General features: G+C 68.5%; 14 protein-coding genes. 10 read left to right on the top strand and 4 right to left on the bottom strand.

Translation table 11 applies throughout. From position 1 onward, the window contains the following. The first annotated feature begins 51 nt into the window (after window positions 1-51). Entirely contained in the window at window positions 52-750 is a 699-nt protein-coding gene (locus tag HNR40_RS02345) for an alpha/beta fold hydrolase (protein WP_184957991.1), read from the top strand. Between the two features lie 368 nt (window positions 751-1,118). On the opposite strand, the gene HNR40_RS02340 is transcribed toward HNR40_RS02345, so the two are convergent. Continuing rightward, window positions 1,119-2,489 (bottom strand): pyridoxal phosphate-dependent decarboxylase family protein, encoded by a 1,371-nt coding sequence (locus HNR40_RS02340; protein ID WP_184957990.1) that lies wholly within the window; start codon window positions 2,487-2,489, stop codon window positions 1,119-1,121. A gap of 49 nt (window positions 2,490-2,538) precedes the next feature. Here HNR40_RS02340 and HNR40_RS02335 point away from each other — a divergent pair, with 49 nt between their 5' ends. From HNR40_RS02335 to HNR40_RS02300, 8 genes are all read left to right on the top strand, one after another. Further along, entirely contained in the window at window positions 2,539-3,027 is a 489-nt protein-coding gene (locus HNR40_RS02335) for an Lrp/AsnC family transcriptional regulator (protein ID WP_184957989.1), read from the top strand. Between the two features lie 11 nt (window positions 3,028-3,038). Beyond that, window positions 3,039-3,779 (top strand): N-acetyltransferase, encoded by a 741-nt coding sequence (locus HNR40_RS02330; protein ID WP_184957988.1) that lies wholly within the window; start codon window positions 3,039-3,041, stop codon window positions 3,777-3,779. A 39-nt stretch (window positions 3,780-3,818) separates the two neighbouring features. Continuing rightward, window positions 3,819-4,649, top strand: a complete 831-nt coding sequence (locus HNR40_RS02325; RefSeq protein ID WP_184957987.1) for an SDR family NAD(P)-dependent oxidoreductase — start codon at window positions 3,819-3,821, stop codon at window positions 4,647-4,649. A gap of 81 nt (window positions 4,650-4,730) precedes the next feature. Next, the gene (gene guaA / locus HNR40_RS02320) at window positions 4,731-6,278 is read left to right on the top strand and encodes a glutamine-hydrolyzing GMP synthase (protein ID WP_184957986.1); all 1,548 of its coding nucleotides are present in this window, start codon (window positions 4,731-4,733) and stop codon (window positions 6,276-6,278) included. 531 nt (window positions 6,279-6,809) lie between these two features. Then, entirely contained in the window at window positions 6,810-8,030 is a 1,221-nt protein-coding gene (locus HNR40_RS02315; RefSeq protein ID WP_184957985.1) for a helix-turn-helix domain-containing protein, read from the top strand. Between the two features lie 931 nt (window positions 8,031-8,961). Next, a complete protein-coding gene (locus HNR40_RS02310; protein WP_184957984.1) occupies window positions 8,962-9,879 on the top strand; it encodes a radical SAM/SPASM domain-containing protein in 918 nt (305 codons plus the stop codon). After that, window positions 9,828-11,039, top strand: a complete 1,212-nt coding sequence (locus HNR40_RS02305) for a methyltransferase domain-containing protein (protein ID WP_184957983.1) — start codon at window positions 9,828-9,830, stop codon at window positions 11,037-11,039. The genes HNR40_RS02310 and HNR40_RS02305 overlap by 52 nt, the downstream gene beginning before the upstream one ends. A 171-nt stretch (window positions 11,040-11,210) precedes the next feature. Continuing rightward, window positions 11,211-12,152: an inositol monophosphatase family protein gene (locus tag HNR40_RS02300; protein WP_246508503.1), complete on the top strand. Its 942-nt coding sequence runs from the start codon at window positions 11,211-11,213 to the stop codon at window positions 12,150-12,152. On the opposite strand, the gene HNR40_RS02295 is transcribed toward HNR40_RS02300, so the two are convergent. Next, window positions 12,153-12,335: a hypothetical protein gene (locus HNR40_RS02295; RefSeq protein WP_184957981.1), complete on the bottom strand. Its 183-nt coding sequence runs from the start codon at window positions 12,333-12,335 to the stop codon at window positions 12,153-12,155. It lies immediately after the preceding gene. 295 nt (window positions 12,336-12,630) lie between these two features. On the opposite strand from HNR40_RS02295, the gene HNR40_RS02290 reads away from it, so the two are divergent. Then, window positions 12,631-13,596 carry a fibronectin type III domain-containing protein gene (locus HNR40_RS02290; protein WP_184957980.1) on the top strand — a complete coding sequence of 322 codons (966 nt, stop codon included), beginning with the start codon at window positions 12,631-12,633 and terminating at the stop codon, window positions 13,594-13,596. Window positions 13,597-14,189: 593 nt separating this feature from the next. Here the strand turns inward: HNR40_RS02290 and HNR40_RS02285 are convergent. Further along, entirely contained in the window at window positions 14,190-14,627 is a 438-nt protein-coding gene (locus tag HNR40_RS02285) for a DUF6640 family protein (protein WP_184957979.1), read from the bottom strand. Beyond that, window positions 14,627-15,730 (bottom strand): FAD-dependent monooxygenase, encoded by a 1,104-nt coding sequence (locus HNR40_RS02280; RefSeq protein WP_184957978.1) that lies wholly within the window; start codon window positions 15,728-15,730, stop codon window positions 14,627-14,629. Before HNR40_RS02280 ends, HNR40_RS02285 begins: the two co-directional genes overlap by 1 nt. Window positions 15,731-15,937 lie beyond the last annotated feature (207 nt).

Genomic DNA, 15,937 nt, shown 5'->3' with positions numbered 1-15,937 from the left:
GGTGGGATGCTATCAAGCGCTTATACGTATAACTATCGAGGCGAGGCCACTGTGAAGCTGCACACGCGCGAATGGGGCACCGGCGACCGGGTCGCCCTGCTGATCCATGGCATCATGGCCGACTCCCGGTGCTGGTGGCGAGTCGGGCCCGCACTGGCCGAGCGCGGGTACCGGGTCATCGCCGTCGACCTGCCCGGCCACGGCGCCAGCCCCCGGGCCGAGCACTACACACCCGAGACGCTGGCCGCCTCCGTCCTGGAATCGGTCCCGCCCCGGCCCGCGCTCGCCGTCGGCCACTCGCTCGGCGGCCTCACCCTCGGCGTCGCCGTCGACCGCCTCATGCCCGGCCGGGCGATCTACTCCGACCCCGCCTTCCGGCTGCCCGTGCTGGAAGGCGGCATCCCGATGACCGACCTGATGGCACAGGCGGCCGGCGCGACGGCCGAGGAGATCGCGGCCATGCACCCCGGCTTCTCGGCCGAGGAGGTGGCGGTCGAGGTCGAGATGCTCGCGTGCTGGGACCCGCAGACGGCGCTGTCCCTGAGTGGGCTCGCGGGCACCGACCTCACGCCCGCGCCGGTGGTGCCGTCGCTGGTGCAGGTGGCTGATCCGTCGTTTTTGGTGTCACCGGAGTTCCAGGAGGAGCTGGTGGGGAAGGGATTCGAGGTGAGGATGGTCAAGGGAGCCGAACACACGATCCACCGGCACCTGTTCGACGACTTCATGACGGGGTTGGACGGCTGGCTCTGAACTCCCGGCAGCGCGGAACCCGGAGCCCGCGCTGCCGGGCCCCCACCCCACTCACCCGCCACCCCGCCTCCGCCACCCGTACCCACCCGCGTGCGCCACCCCGCCACTCCGGCTCCGCCGCCCGCGCCCCGCCTCCCACGCCACACGGCCCAGCCCCCGCCGCCTGGCCACCCCGCTCCTCCGCCTGCGCCCACAATCGGCCCTGGATCCTCGCTGCCCGTGTCGTGCCGCACCTCCCGGGTCACGCGGCCTTGTCCCGCCGCCCGGTTTCGGGGTGTGGCCTTCCCCCGGCCAGTTCTGGGGTGTGGTTGGTCTCGGTCCCTTGAGGGTCTTGCCTGGTTTGGCCTGTGGGTCGCCTTGGTCCTGTGTTATCGCCGCGTGTCGGGTGGGGTTAGGCGGGTGATTTCGTCCAGGAGGTGTTCCAGGTGGGTGTCGTCGGTTGCCGGGTTCATGACGGTGACGCGGAGGTGGCGGATGCCGTTCAGGATGGTTGAGGTCAGGTAGAAGGTGCCGTCGGCCATCATGCGCTCGCGGATCCCGGCCGGGTCCGCCGTGCCGTACCGGAAACAGACGATGTTGCTTTCCGGCTCGTACGGCAGCGCGAACCCCGGTCGGCGGCGAGCCAGCTCCCAGAAGCGGTGGGCGGCGGCATAGCGGCCGGCCACGAAGTCGCCGAGTCCCCTTTCGCCCCGCCAGGCGAGGTTCAGGAAGATCTTCAGCCCGAGCTCGGCCTTGGTGCACTCGACGGTTCTGCCGATCAGGTCGAAGCCCTGGTCGCCGTAGAAGATGTAGCTGGCGTCCTGCTGGAAGGCGGCGTCCAGGGCGCCTTCGCGGCGGACCAGGACGGCGGCGGCGAGGGAGGACGTGCGGAGCATCTTGTGGGCGTCCCAGATGAGGGAGTCGGCCAGTCCGACGCCGTCGAGCAGGTGGCGATGGGCGGGGCTGAGGAGGGCTGAGGCGCCGTGGGCGCCGTCCACGTGGAACCAGATGTCCCGGTCGCGGCACCATTGTCCGACCGCGCGGAGGTCGTCGTGCAGGCCGGTGCCGGTGGCGCAGGCGGACGCCACCAGGGCGATCGGCCTTTTTCCCGAAATTTCGGGGAATCGCTCCACCGTCAGGCGGCCCAGGTCGTCCGTCGGCAGCTCCACCACCGCCTTCTGGCCCAGGCCCATGATCGAGGCGGCCCGGGAGACCGAGTAGTGCGCCGACGGCGGCGCCAGGATCACCAGGTCGGCGGGGGTGCCGTCCGTCCAGGCGTCGGGCGCTGCGTGCGCGCGGGCGGCCAGCAGGGCGGTGAGGTTCGCCAGCGAACCCCCGTGGGTCAGCACGCCGGCGCCGCCCGGGAAACCGGCCTTCTCCAGCATCCACCGGATCACCTCGAACTCCACCGTGGCCGCCGCCGCGCCCATCTCGTAGATGGCCATCGGGTTGTTCGTGGCGCCGTGGATGAAGTCGGCCAGCGCGGCGGGAAAATCGGGAGAGGCGACCTGATGGGCGAGATAGGCGGGGTGGTGGAGCCGTGTCCCCTCGCTCAGGAAAGCGTGGAGGAAGTCCTGGTACGTCTCCGCGCTCAGCCCGCCCTCCCGGATGAGCTCGGCCAGCCGGAGCTTCTCGGCGATCTCCGCCGGCGGCCGCTGCCGCACCACGGGCACCTCGCCGCGCTGGCTCTCCTCGACGTAGGCGGCCAGTTCGCTCACGGTGACGGCCGCAGCTTTGGTGAAAGCCTCAACATCCCACATAACCCGAAATATCCGCTCTCAGCAGGACGTATGGCTAGATTTAACGAATATGAGGGACCAGTCGGGGCGCACGGCCGAACTCGATTCGATTGACCTGGCCATTCTGGCCGAGTTGCAGAACGACGCTCGGCTGCCCAACAAGGACCTGGCCGAAAAGCTCGGCGTGGCGCCCTCCACCGCCCTGGAGCGGGTACGCGCGCTGCGCCGCCGGGGCGTGATCACCGCCTTCCGTGCCGACGTCGACATCGCCCGCCTCGGCCGCCCGCTGGAAGCCTTGCTGGCACTCCGGGTACGCCCGCACACCGCCCAGCTCTCCGACCCGCTGCGCCGGTTCGTCCTGAGCCTGCCGGAGACCATCACGCTCTTCAACGTCGCCGGCCCCGAGGACTTCCTCGTGCACGTGGCGGTCGCCGACGCCGCCAGCCTGCACCGGCTCGTCCTGGAGAAGTTCCTGGTCCGGCCGGAGATCGTCCACCTGCAGACCACCTTGATCTTCAAGACCGAAAAACAGGCGGTGCAACGACCCTCCGAACTGTGAGAATGTCCGCCATGTCCCTCCGGATCACCACGCTGGCCGAGCGTCCCGAGTTCGCCGAGTCGTTGTGGGGCATGGACACGGCCTGGCCCGAGTTCATGCTCAACGACCCGATCGCGGACTTCTTCTACGCCGTCGCCACCACCCACTACGCCGACTACGTCCTGGTCGCCGACGACTCCGACGAGCCCGGCCGGATGGTGGCGCGCGGCTGCATGATCCCGTTCACCTCCCGCGACGGCGAACTGCCCGAGGACGGCTGGGACGCGGTCATCAGGCGCGGCTGGCTGACCAGGGACGGCGGCAGGACGCCCGACGCCGTCTCCGCCCTGGAGATCACGATCAGGAAGGACCTGCTCGGCAGCGGACTTTCCGGTCACATGGTCGCCGCGATGCGCGCGCGGGCCGCGGCCCTGGGCTACTCGGAACTGCTCGCGCCGGTCAGACCCAGCCAGAAGCACCTGGAACCACACACCCCCGCCACCGAGTACGCCTTCCGGACCCGTGCGGACGGCCTGCCGTACGATGCCTGGCTGCGCGTGCACGTCCGGGCCGGCGCGAAGGTGGTGAAGGTCGCTCACCGCTCGATGACGATCTCCGGCACGCTCGGCGAGTGGCGCGAGTGGACCGGCCTGCCGTTCGACGCCGACGGCCCGGTCGAGGTGCCCGGGGCACTCGTCCCGGTGCACTGCGATGTCACCCACGATCACGCGGTTTACGTCGAACCGAACATCTGGGTGCGACATTCGCTCTGATAACGTTCTTGGTGCCAAGCGAGCGCTCGGGAGGCTGGCGTGCGGGAACTCTCCGGCAAGGTCGCAGTGGTCACCGGAGCGGCGAGCGGCATCGGCCGGGCGCTCGCGGTCCGCCTGGCCGAGGAGGGCATGAGCCTGATGCTCGCCGACGTCGACCCCGGCGGGCTGGCCGAGACCGCCGCGCTGGCCGGACACGGCAGAGTGCTCACGCAGATCACCGACGTCTCCGACGACGCCGCCGTCCAGCACCTGGCCGCGCGCACGTTCGGCGAACTCGGCGCCGTCCACGTGCTGTGCAACAACGCCGGCGTCTTCCAGGGCGGCCACATCTGGAACCGCGCCACCGAAGACTTCGCCTGGCTCCTGGGCGTGAACCTCTGGGGAGTGCTCCACGGCATCCAGGCCTTCGTCCCGCGCATGATCGAACAGGACACCGAAGGCCACATCGTCAACACCGTCTCGGTGGCGGGGTTGTTCGCCGCGCCGTACACGGCGGGATATGCCGTCAGCAAGTACGCGGCGTTCGCCGCGTCGCAGACCCTCGCCCAGGACCTCGCGCTCACCGGCTCCAAGCTGAAGGTGACCGCGCTGTGCCCCGGCGCGGTGCGCACCCAGATCAACACCTCCGAGCGGGTACGGCCCGCCGACCTCCTCATCGGCCGCACCCGCGACGACTACGCGGCCCAGGGCCTCATCGACGCCATCATGGAGCGGGGCATCGACCCGGCGGACGTGGCCGGGCAGGTGGTCGAGGCGATCCGCGAGGAGCGTTTCCTCCTGCTCACGCACCCCGAGTACGCCAAGGGGCTGCGTGACCAGCTCGAAGCCCTGCTCGAAGGCGCCCTTCCGCCGCTGCCCAGCTACGAGTGACGACCGCGCCATCCGCAGCGGGGCGAGGCGCGGGGGCCGATACACTGGGTGCACCGCATTCGCTGTTGGAGGGTCTGTCTCGTGTCTGAGTTCGACACTGTGCTCGTGGTCGACTTCGGTGCGCAGTATGCGCAGCTCATCGCCCGCCGCGTGCGCGAATGCCACGTCTACTCGGAAATCGTCCCCTCGTCGATGCCGGTCGAGGAGATGCTGGCCAAGAAGCCCAAGGCGATCATCCTGTCGGGTGGACCTTCGTCGGTTTACGCCGACGGGGCGCCGGCCGTACCGGATGGGCTGTTTGAGACGGGTGTGCCGACGTTTGGCATTTGCTACGGCTTCCAGGCGATGGCACGTTCCCTAGGCGGCGAGGTCGCCCGCACCGGCGTGGCCGAATACGGCGGCACCGCGCTCGACGTGCTCAGCGAGGGCGTGCTCTTCGCGGGCCTGCCCGACAAGCAGAAGGTGTGGATGTCCCACGGCGACAGCGTGGCCGCCGCGCCCGCCGGCTTCGTGGTGACCGCCTCGACGTCCGAAACCCCCGTCGCCGCGTTCGAGGACACCCTCCGCGGCCTGTACGGCGTGCAGTTCCACCCCGAGGTCCTCCACTCCGAGCACGGGCAGGCGGTGCTCAAGCACTTCCTCGACGCGGCCGGATGCCGTCCGAGCTGGACCATGCTCAACATCGTCGAAGACGCCGTCGAGGCGGTGCGCCAGCAGGTCGGCGAGGGCCGCGCCATCTGCGCGCTGTCCGGCGGCGTCGACTCAGCCGTGGCCGCCGCCATCGTCCAGCGGGCCATCGGCGACCGGCTGACCTGCGTATTCGTTGACCACGGCCTGCTGCGCAAGGGCGAGGCCGAGCAGGTGGAGCGCGACTTCGTCGCCGTCACCGGGGTGAAGCTACGCGTGGTGGACGCCGCGGACCGCTTCCTGAAGGCCCTGGACGGCGTGACCGACCCGGAGGAGAAGCGCAAGATCATCGGCCGCGAGTTCATCCGCGTTTTCGAGGACGAGCAGCGGGCCATCATGGCCGACGGTCCGGTTGATTTTCTGGTGCAGGGGACGTTGTACCCCGATGTGGTGGAGTCGGGCGGCGGCACCGGCACCGCCAACATCAAGTCCCACCACAACGTGGGCGGGCTCCCCGACGACCTGCAGTTCCAGCTCGTGGAGCCGCTGCGGACCCTGTTCAAGGACGAGGTACGACGGGCCGGCGAAGAGCTCGGACTGCCGTCGGCGATGGTGTGGCGGCAGCCGTTCCCGGGGCCTGGGTTGGGGATCCGGATCATCGGGGCGGTGACCAAGGAGCGGCTGGATCTCCTGCGCGAGGCTGACGCGATCGCCCGGGAGGAACTGTCTCGGGCCGGGCTGGACCGGGAGATCTGGCAGTGCCCGGTGGTGCTGCTCGCCGACGTACGGTCGGTGGGGGTGCAGGGGGACGGGCGCACCTACGGCCACCCGGTGGTGCTGCGGCCGGTCACCTCTGAGGACGCGATGACGGCAGACTGGGCCAAGGTGCCTTATGACGTGCTGTCGCGCATTTCGACCCGGATCACCAACGAGGTGCGAGAGGTCAACCGGGTGGTGGTCGACGTGACCAGCAAGCCTCCGGGCACCATTGAGTGGGAGTAAAGGCTAGGTGCTCGCGTTGCTCGCGCGTCTGGCCTAAGGGCAAGGTGCTCGCTGCGCTCGCGCGTCTTTCTAGGGCCCACCCGTTGCCCAGCTAAGTGGTTGGCCGGTTGGATCCCGCCCCGGCTCAAAGGTGCTCGCTGCGCTCGCGCGTCTTTCTAGGGCCCACCCGTTGCCCAGCCAAGTGGTCGGGCAGTTGGATCCCACCCGACAAGTGGCGCTCGCGCGTTCAGCCTCGCTCAATGCACGGATGGGTGGTGCAATCCTGCCCAGGAGCAGTGGATGCCAGTGGCCCGGCTAAGGTCCCTCGTCCCTCGGTGGATTGCCGCTCGTCAGCCCGTCGAGGGGATTTCGAGCCCCTCCTCCTGGCTGTCCGGGGTTGTCAGGACATCAGCGGGGACACCTGAAACTGCCCCTCACCCGGCGATGCTGGACACATCAAGGGAGCGGTACACCCGGGTTACCCGACCCCATCCCATAGATCGGCCCTGCGCCGTAGCCTGAGACGCCAGGCACGTCAGAAAGGTGCAAGCCTTGATCGACGACGGCAGCGGCCCTCAGAAGCGCCACCACCCACAGACCATCGGGCAGCGGCTACGCCGCCTACGCAAGAAGCGCGGACTGACTCAGCCGGAGCTGGCACGCAAGGCCGGCGTCAGCCTGGACCTCGTCTCCAAGCTCGAACGCGATGTCCGCGAGTCCATGTCCTGGACCTCCATGATCAAGCTTGCGCGTGCGCTTGACGTCGACCCGGGCTACATCGCCGGCAAAGGCGGTCATCTCGAACCCGTCCCCGGAGCCGCCGTCCTCACCGTCCGCGACTCGGTCATCAGCCCTGGCCTGCTCCCCGGCCTTCACCCGGACCACGACGGCGAACCCCCAACCCTCGACGACCTCTGGCAGCTCATCGAGCGAGGATACGGAGCCTACTTCGCGGGAGAGTTCGGTGTCCTGGCCGCCGGCATCCCCCAGCTCATCGCCGAGAGCCGACTCCTCCAATCGGCCGACCCAGCCGCAGCTGCGGGCCCCCTGTCCCACGCCTGGCAGCTCGCCGCGTCGGTGCTCGTGCACACCGGCCGAGACGACGCCGCGGCCATCGCGGCAGAGCGTGCCGTGGGTGCCGCCAAGGACGGCGACGACCCGTGGCGGCTCGCCACCCACTACGGCATGTACTGCTGGGTGATGCTCCACCAGGGCCGACTGGACGAGTCCGAACGACTCGCCGTCTCGGCCGCCGCCGACATCGAACCATCCATGAGTCGCGCATCAGGCGAGCAGGCCGCCGCCTGGGGCGGCCTCATGCTGCACGCCGCGGTCGCCGCAGGCACCCGCGGTGACGCCGAGGACGCTGACGAGTACCTCCGGATCGCCGGTGCGGGTGCCTCGCGCATCGGCACCGACCGTCGCGACTACTGGACGTCGTTCGGGCCCACGCACGTCGCGATTCAGCGCACCCACATCATGACCGCGCTCCAGCGACCCGAAATCGCCCTGCGCGCGGCCCGTCAGGTCGATCGCACGGGCCTGTTCAAGGTCCAGTACGGCAGGCATCTGCTCAACGTCTCCCGCGCGCTCCTGGACCGGAACCGCAGCGACGAGGCAGAGGAGGTCGCGTCCCGCGCGCAGGGCCTGTCGACGGAATGGTTCCGGCATCAGAGCTTCGCCAAGACGCTCACGTTCGACCTCGTTGAGCGGAAAACGCGCCTCAGCCGGCCACTCCGCGACTTGGTGACCGCATTCGAGGACCCCGCCTGAACGAACCCGTACGCCCTGTCCGGGTTGACGTATCCGTCAGACCCGAATCCGACAGCCTGTCACTGTGACCTGCGTCATGCCGGGCCTAACGTGCTGCTCATGGGATATCGGGACACGAACGAACTGCCCGGATGGCCGGACGGGGACGAACTCGACCGGCTCCGCAGGGAGTTCCCCGCCTGGCGGTTCTGGCGCGGAATGGACGAACACCAGGCCCCCACGACCTGGTACGCCACTCGCACCAACGACGTGCCTGTCGAGGCGACCGGCGGCCGCCCTGGCCTGGAGCGGACTGTGGGGGCCGGCTCCCCCCCTCGAACTGCGTCTTGTAGTCCGGCGACAGGACACGCTGCGAGGGGAACTGGACCTCGACGGCCAGCCGTCAGGGAGCGTCCGATGACCCAGCGCGGCGAACTGCCCTTCCAGATGTCCGCCGCTGGCTCGCCGTCCTCACCCGAGCGGCAGCTGGACTCCTGCGGCAGGACTGGGAAATTCACGGTCGACCACGCCAGGGGACTGCCCGACTGCGCAGGCTCCTTACCCCGGACCTCGCACGGGCCGGGATCAGCGCGACGATGACCGCTCCGTCCGCCGCCGAGCTTGTAGCCCGCCTGGGGCATGAGGTGATGCGGTTCCAGGCCATTCGCCAGGCGGACCCCGATGATCGCCCGGCCGTAGCGGACCCCCAAAAGCTGTCATAGCCGGGCGGGTGGTGGAACTGTCCCGCTCTAGAGGGGTGACGAGGCAGGACCACCACCCACACAAGCGTCCGGCTACTGCCATCGCAGGACCGGCCCCGCGGGACCACCAGCCCGCAGGCCCTCACCCGCCCGGGATCTACTCCCATGGTTCCCGGCTGACGTTGGCCCCGTCCGGCCCGCAGTGTCGAGACTGACCCGGGCGAGGCCGTTCCGTCTCATCTGGAGGACCCATGAGCGCGGCACCACCCGCATTGGACTTCGTCTGGGCAGAGATCACCGGCAAATGCCAGCTGGCCTGCACCCACTGCTACGCCGACTCTGGTCCAACCGGCACTCACGGCGTCATGACCATCCACGACTGGCTCACCGCGATCAACCAGGTCGTACGGCTCGGCGCGCGCATGATTCAGCTCATCGGCGGCGAACCCACCCTGCACCCCGGCCTGCCCGAACTGGTCGGCCACGCACTCGGTCAAGGGCTGGAGGTTGAGGTGTACACCAACCTCGTGCACGTCACGCCCTCGATGTGGGACATGTTCGCGCAGTCCGGGGTACGGCTCGCCACCAGCTACTACACCGGCGACGCCGACCAGCACCAGCAGATCACCGGCCGAAAGACCCTGCACCGCACCCGCACCAACATCGCCCAGGCCATCGCCCTGGGCATCCCGCTCCGCGCCGGCGTCATCGACGTCCAAGACGGCCAGGACGTTGACGCGGCCCGCGCCCAGCTCGCGCAGCTCGGCGTGACCGACGTTGGCGTCGACCGGATGCGACTCCTCGGCCGGCCCGCGCGCGGCGCCTGCGACGCCTCGGAGCTGTGCGGCCGTTGCGGTGACAGGAAAGTGGCCATCCTGTCCAACGGCACCGTGGCACCCTGCCCTCTCGGACGTTGGCTTTCCGCTGGCGACATCCGCACCGACTCGCTAGCGTCCCTTGCGGGACAGGTCCAGCAGCTCGCCCGGCAGGCGATCAGCCCTGGCCGCCCGGATGCCTGCCGGCCACCATGCGAACCCCAATGCCATCCAGGCCAAAACCAATGCGCACCGGACAAGGACGGATGCGTCCCTCAGTCGAGGTGCAACCCATCCGAGCCGTGCAAGCCGAAGAACCCGTGCAAGCCCGACGTCACACCACCAAAGAAGTGATCATGGTAGATGCTTCGCGCTACGCGGAGAGCGTCGAGGAGTTGATCGCCTACCTCGTGAGCGAGCACGTCCTCACCCCTGGCGCATCCGGCGTCGAGCGCCTCATCCAGGCGCTACGGGCCGTTCCCCGTCACCTCTTCGTGCCGCCGCGCGCATGGGCCTCGCCGCAGGGCTGGCGTGGTGAGGAACGCGTCATCGACGCGACCGCCGACTACGGCGACTGGTGGGATGCCGCCTACACCAACACGGCCATCGTCACCCAGCGAGACGACGGCGCTGCCGAACCCACCGACAACGAGCGCCTGCCCACGAGCTCGCTGTCATGCCCGTACATCGCCATGACGTGGCTGCGGGAGCTTGAGGTGGACCGCCGCCACTGCGTCCTCGACATTGGCACCGGCACCGGCTGGACCGCCGCCGTGCTCGCCCACCTCACAGACGACAATGTGGTCAGCATCGACATCGATCCGGCCATCACGCAGCAGGCCGAGAAGAATCTTGCCCTCACCGGACTCTCTCCCACGATCATCACAGGAGATGGCGCAGCAGGGCACGCGGTCGGCGCACCGTACGACCGAGTCCACGTCGCGTGTGGGGTCAGCGACATCCCCTACCCGTGGATCGAGCAAACCCGGCCCGGCGGCGTGATCGTGCTGCCGTACATGCCGCATCCGCACGCGTGGGGCGCCCTGCTACAGCTACGGGTCCGTGACGACGGGTCAGCGATCGGCACATTCCGGGACTCCGGCGGCTACATGATGATGCGTTCCCAGCGCCCTGGCAGATGGCCGGCGTACTCCGGAGACAGCTTCGAGAGCACAACCCAGGTCGATCCGCGCGAGATCTGGTCGGCCCTCGACGCCGGATTCGGACTCTCCCTGGCGTCCGCCGCACCACACATCATCATCACCGGCAGCGGATGGGAACAGTCCGACGACTGGTCAGGCTGGGTCATGCGTCTGCGGGATCTACGCGGCGATGGCTGGGCCGTCGCATCGGCCCGCCCTGGTGAGGACACAGACGTGGTGCAGACCTGCGCCCGCCAGTTGTGGACGCAGTTGGAGACGGCGTTCATGGAATGGCTGTGCGCAGGACGGCCAGACAGGTCCGCGTACCGGATGCTCGTCACCCCGTCCGGGCAGGAGGTGCGGCTGACCTAGATCGGGTCACGGCCTGATCCGGCGGGCCCGCGAACCCGCACGCACCTGCCGTTCCCCGGATGTCTACAGCGGCGCGTCGTAGCGATCATCTGGACGTCGAAGCACCAACGCGTTCTCGCCCTCAACACCGCGATCCAGAACTCCGTTGATGGAAGGACTCACAGGGCCATGATGGAATCTGTGCCCGTTCTCATCGAGACGCTCAAGCGAATCGTCACCGGTGTGATCGATGAGGTGCGGCCTGGGCTGATCAAGGCAGCGCTGTCTGGAGAGCATGCGGACCGAACCAACTCCAGGCATAAGGACAACTTCCTGTCCGAGTTCGACCTGCGACTTCACGACCGCTACCGAGAACTCCTGTCGGACGCGCTGCCATCCTTCGTCTACGCCTCGGAGGAGGCCGACCCGCAGGTGATCGGCCCGCATGCGGACCCTGACCTGTGTGTCCTGGTCGACCCGCTGGACACGAGCGAGATGGCGGTCCGGTCGCTCTATGGCTACACACACGTCATGGTCTACTCACGCAGCCTGCGCCGGCCCATCGCCGCTGCGGTGGGTGACATCTTCCATGAGCTTCAGGTGTACATCGCGGCGCGAGATGAGTCCGGGGTGGATCATGCGTGGTTGATCGAGCGTGATGGCACAAGCCATCCCCTTCGTCTGAGCCGTTCCGTGCCCCTGCGGGAGGCGCTGGTGACCAACTTCCTCATGAAGCCCGACCGCTTCGGCGCGCTCGCCGAGCAGGGCCGACTGTTCGAGGAGCTTGGGAGTTCAGGCCGTGGCCGTATCGGAGTTGATTTCGGTTCGATCAGCCTGTGTCATGTGGCCGCGGGTTTCACCGACTCGGTGATCGAGTTCCACAAGGGCTTCGCCGTATGGGATCTTGCGCCGGGCCACTACATTCTCAGTGCCGCGGGCGGGGTTGTGGTGGATCTTCGCGGACGTGCGATTCCGCTGGACTATGGGTTCGCGACCGTGGCCGAGATCGTGAAGGCCATGGACGACAGGTACAAGTTCGTGGCCGCGTCCGCCATGCCTTTGGCCCAAGAGGTCGTGGCAGCCCTGTCGGAGAATCGGTCGGACAGGGCGCGTACTCACTTTCCGCAGCCCTAGCTAGCAGCGTCCCATCGGGGCCACTATTCCGGACGTGTTGACCAGTAGGCCGGACATCGCCGCGGAGACCTTCATCGCTCGTGAGGGTGCGAAGGCCTGAGCCGACCGGTTGCTCACGTAGTTCCTGAAGGACTTCTTGGTCGACGTGCCGACGGGAAAGCCCGCCGCCGTCAGCACGGCCAAGCCAGCATCGTGACCATGGCTGCGGCCGCCTGCGTCAGGTTGGAAGGCAAGTGTCGCGGTCTCCTCTACGAGGCCCTCAGCACCATGAGGCCGTGCCCGGCAAGGTGCTCGCCGCGCTCGCGCGTCTTCCCGGGCCTACCCGGCTATGGGGTTAGGCAGTTGGAGTCCCTGCGCCCGTGCGAAGGAACGGGCGCAGGTCGCCAAAGGTGCCGTGTTTCCCGCCCGGCGACGGTGAATCCATGACCCCTAGCGCGGACGTATTACGGGCAGGTGCCGCCCATGAAGGGAACCGGAGATGACCAAGTTCCTCCACAGGATCGCCGCAATCCTCGCTGTGGTGGCAGTTAGCGCGGTGATGTTGTCCCCGCCGGGCGCGGCGGCCGTCGCACTGTCCGCGCCGGAGCCGTTGCGTGTCGACAGTGTCACCGCGACGCAGATCGCCTTCCACTGGTCCCAGAACACCTCGGGCAGCGTGGGTATCCTTCGTGCCCGGGTTTACCAGAACGGGGCTCTGGTCACGACCACGCGGTTGCAGCGCTACACCGCTTCCGGGCTTGTTCCGGGGGCGACCTACTCCTTCCATGTCATCGCTGCCGATGACGGTGGGAACACCTCGCCGCCGAGCCGTACCATCACGATCACCACGCGCGGACCGGGAGTGGTTCCGCCCGGACCGGCGAACCTGCGTGCCACCGAGGTGGCGGCTGCCCGGGTCGGGCTCGCTTTCGAGCAGCCTGACGACAGCTGGGACATCGGGCACTACGAGATCCTCGATGGGGCGACGGTCGTCGCCACTATCGGAGCCGGAGCCTTCAGCGGGATTCCGACGATAAATCTGGCCTTGCGGGGTCTTGCTCCGCAGTCTTCTCATTCCTATGTGGCGCGGGCCGTTCGTGGGGCCATAGGGGTTTCGCCTTCGTCCAACACCTTGACGCTCAGCACGCTTCCGCGAACGGACCTGGCCGCGCCGTCGGCTCCTACCGGGCTGGTGGCGAAGGTGGACAGGTACGCGTGCTTCTCTGTCGTGCTTACCTGGACTCAGTCGAGTGACAACGCCGATCCTCAGTCGGCTGTCGACTACGAGATTCTGGTCAATGGCACGCACGAGGGGTGGGTGCGCGGTGTCGGGACACACCTCATCGGCATCGTGCCTGTGGGGAACAACACGATCGCGGTCCGGGCTGTGGACAGCTCGGGCAACACCTCGGCCTCGGCCATCACCACGTTCCTGCGTCCGCCTGATTGCGGCGACGACGCCTGACATTTCACCAGTCCAGCCCACGGCGCCTGTCTTGGGCTGGACTGTGCTGTCTCCGTCGAGGTGCTCACCATCCAGCACCTGGAGGAGGCCGACGCCCTGGCCGCCGAGATCTGGGTGATCGATCACGGCACCGGGGGCGGGAGCTTCACCTCATGACCCGAGGCCGCAGCCACCTGGTGTCCCGGCCCTTCCGGGCCGATCCATGTGTTCAGAGCGGCCCGGGGTGCCAGTGGGCCCCTGGCCCCGGTCAGCCGGGCAGCACGCAGATTTCCTCGAGTTCGCCCATGGGGTCACCCCTGACGGTACGGGGACATGGCGCGATGACGGCTGGCAGGAAGACGACTCGTCCCTCAAAATCGCTTGGATGCCGCCTGGGCCGTCGAGCGCTCTGTGGACTGCAGGTCAGTCGCGACGGTGTTGGCCAGAGGTGCATCTCCCCCAGCGAAGCGCCCGTGCTGCCCCGGCCAGGAGGCGCTCGCCGCGCTCGGGCAATGCTGTGGTGGTGCCCAGGGTCGGGCGGTGGCGATGCCATACAACCGGATGGCGGCGCTCATGGCTGGGTGGCGGTGCTCACATCCGAGTGGTGGCGCTCATCAGCGGGTGGTGGTGGTCCGGGGGGTGCGGAGGGTTGCTGCTGTTGCGATGAGTAGGGCTGTGAGCAGGACGATTGCCATGAAGACCTGTCCGTGCAGGCCGAGCACGAAGACGGTGTGGTCGGCGAACTCGGGGTCGTAGGTGGCGGTGCCGGGGAACAGGAGTGCTCCGATCATGCCGAGCCATGGAACAGACAGGACGGCGGCGGCGGGGAGCAGGGTGTTGCGGGCTCGCCGGAGCGCCAGGATCAGGCCGGTCAGGCCGAGGAGGACGGTCATCACCATGTACTGGGCATCGTGGAACTTGGCGTGGGGTGGCCAGGCCGGGTTGAACGCGTGTTGTGCCGCGAGCTCAGGGATGACCAGGTCGGCGAGTACGGCTCCGGCGGTCGTGATCGCCGCGACGGTGACGATCAGGATGCGGGGGAGGAGAGACATCAGATCGTCCAGGTGTAGGTGGGGGTGAGTGAGCGGTTGAAGAACATCTTGGGCAGAAGGGGCAGGGCCGCGTCCCGCAGAGTGGTCATGGGGGTGGACGTCCAGTGTGCGGGGGCGCCGACCTGGCGGGAGCGGCGGACGATCATCTGGGTGCGGGGCCGGCGGGCGCGGTCGTAGGCGGCCAGGCCCGCGCGCGGGCCGAGGGTGTCGAGGGTGTGGGCGAGCGTGACGGCGTCTTCGAGCGCCTGGCAGGCGCCCTGGCCCAGGTTGGGGGTCATGGCGTGGGCCGCGTCGCCGAGTAGGGCGACGTTTCCTGAGACGTATGTGGGGAGCTTCGGCAGTTCGTGGGTGTCGCGTTGGAGCACTGCCTCCTCGGCCACGGACTCGAGGAGTGCGGGGATGGGCCGGTGCCAGCGGGCGAAGCGTTCGCGGAGTTCGTTCAGGCCGATGTCGGAGCCGGCGGGGGCGTTGGCCATCACGTAGCAGTAGATGCGGCCGTCGGGCATCGGCAGGTAGCCGAAGCGTTCGCCTCTGCCCCATGTCTCCACGCTCTCCTCGACGGGCTGGGGTGGGGCGATGAAGCGCCAGGTGGTGTAGCCGACGTAGCGGGGACTGGACAGGCTGGGCCAGAGGGAGCCGCGGGTCACGCTGTGCACGCCGTCGGCGCCGACCACGACGTCCGCGGTGGAGACGCCGCCGCTGTGGCGGACCGTGCCGTCGGGTCGCACCTCCTGTACGGCGGTGCCGGGCCGCAGAGCCTCCGCCGGCACGGCCGCTCTCAGCAGGCCGATCAGGGCGGCCCGGTGGACGGTCACCCACGGGCCGAAGCGGCGCTTGAGGTCGTCGACGTCGTTGCGGATCAGCCAGTCTCCCCGGCTGTTGCGGATGCCCGCGGGCGGACCGGCCAGCACACCGGCGCGCAGATGCTCGCCCAGCCCGAGGGCGTCCAGGGCGCGCAGGCCGTTGGGCTGGATGCTGAGTCCGGCGCCCACCTCGGTGAACTCGGCGGCGCGTTCGAGGACTTCCACCTGTATTCCGCGCTGGTGCAGGGCGACGGCCGTGGCGAGCCCGCCGATGCCCCCACCCACAATGATCACTTTCATGCGCACGTCCCCTTAGAGGCTCTAAGTTCTTTAGAGTCATTAAGTAAACATAGAAGCCCTAAGAAGTCAATCGAGCCTGCTCCTCCCGTCGTAGTGCCAGGCCCGGATCTGCCCTGGACGTGGTAGCCGGACGAGCGACCGGAGGGCGATGATCGCCTGTGGCTCCGCGGCGATGATTTCCCCATGTGAAGCGCCCGTGCCCCCAGG

The organism is Nonomuraea endophytica, assembly GCF_014203235.1.
In the GTDB taxonomy this organism is placed as follows: Bacteria; Actinomycetota; Actinomycetes; order Streptosporangiales; family Streptosporangiaceae; genus Nonomuraea; species Nonomuraea endophytica.
The sequence above is the reverse complement of the archived record's forward strand: the minus strand, read 5'-3'. Positions and strand labels throughout refer to the sequence as shown.

What these genes read in the sequence shown, in the direction of transcription:
- HNR40_RS02340 (WP_184957990.1), bottom strand. Translation starts at nt 2,489, where the DNA reads ATGTGGGATGTTGAGGCTTTCACCAAAGCTGCGGCCGTCACCGTGAGC.
- HNR40_RS02290 (WP_184957980.1), top strand. Translation starts at nt 12,631, where the DNA reads ATGACCAAGTTCCTCCACAGGATCGCCGCAATCCTCGCTGTGGTGGCA.
- HNR40_RS02300 (WP_246508503.1), top strand. Translation starts at nt 11,211, where the DNA reads ATGGAATCTGTGCCCGTTCTCATCGAGACGCTCAAGCGAATCGTCACC.
- HNR40_RS02330 (WP_184957988.1), top strand. Translation starts at nt 3,039, where the DNA reads ATGTCCCTCCGGATCACCACGCTGGCCGAGCGTCCCGAGTTCGCCGAG.
- HNR40_RS02335 (WP_184957989.1), top strand. Translation starts at nt 2,539, where the DNA reads ATGAGGGACCAGTCGGGGCGCACGGCCGAACTCGATTCGATTGACCTG.
- HNR40_RS02310 (WP_184957984.1), top strand. Translation starts at nt 8,962, where the DNA reads ATGAGCGCGGCACCACCCGCATTGGACTTCGTCTGGGCAGAGATCACC.
- HNR40_RS02280 (WP_184957978.1), bottom strand. Translation starts at nt 15,730, where the DNA reads ATGAAAGTGATCATTGTGGGTGGGGGCATCGGCGGGCTCGCCACGGCC.
- HNR40_RS02285 (WP_184957979.1), bottom strand. Translation starts at nt 14,627, where the DNA reads ATGTCTCTCCTCCCCCGCATCCTGATCGTCACCGTCGCGGCGATCACG.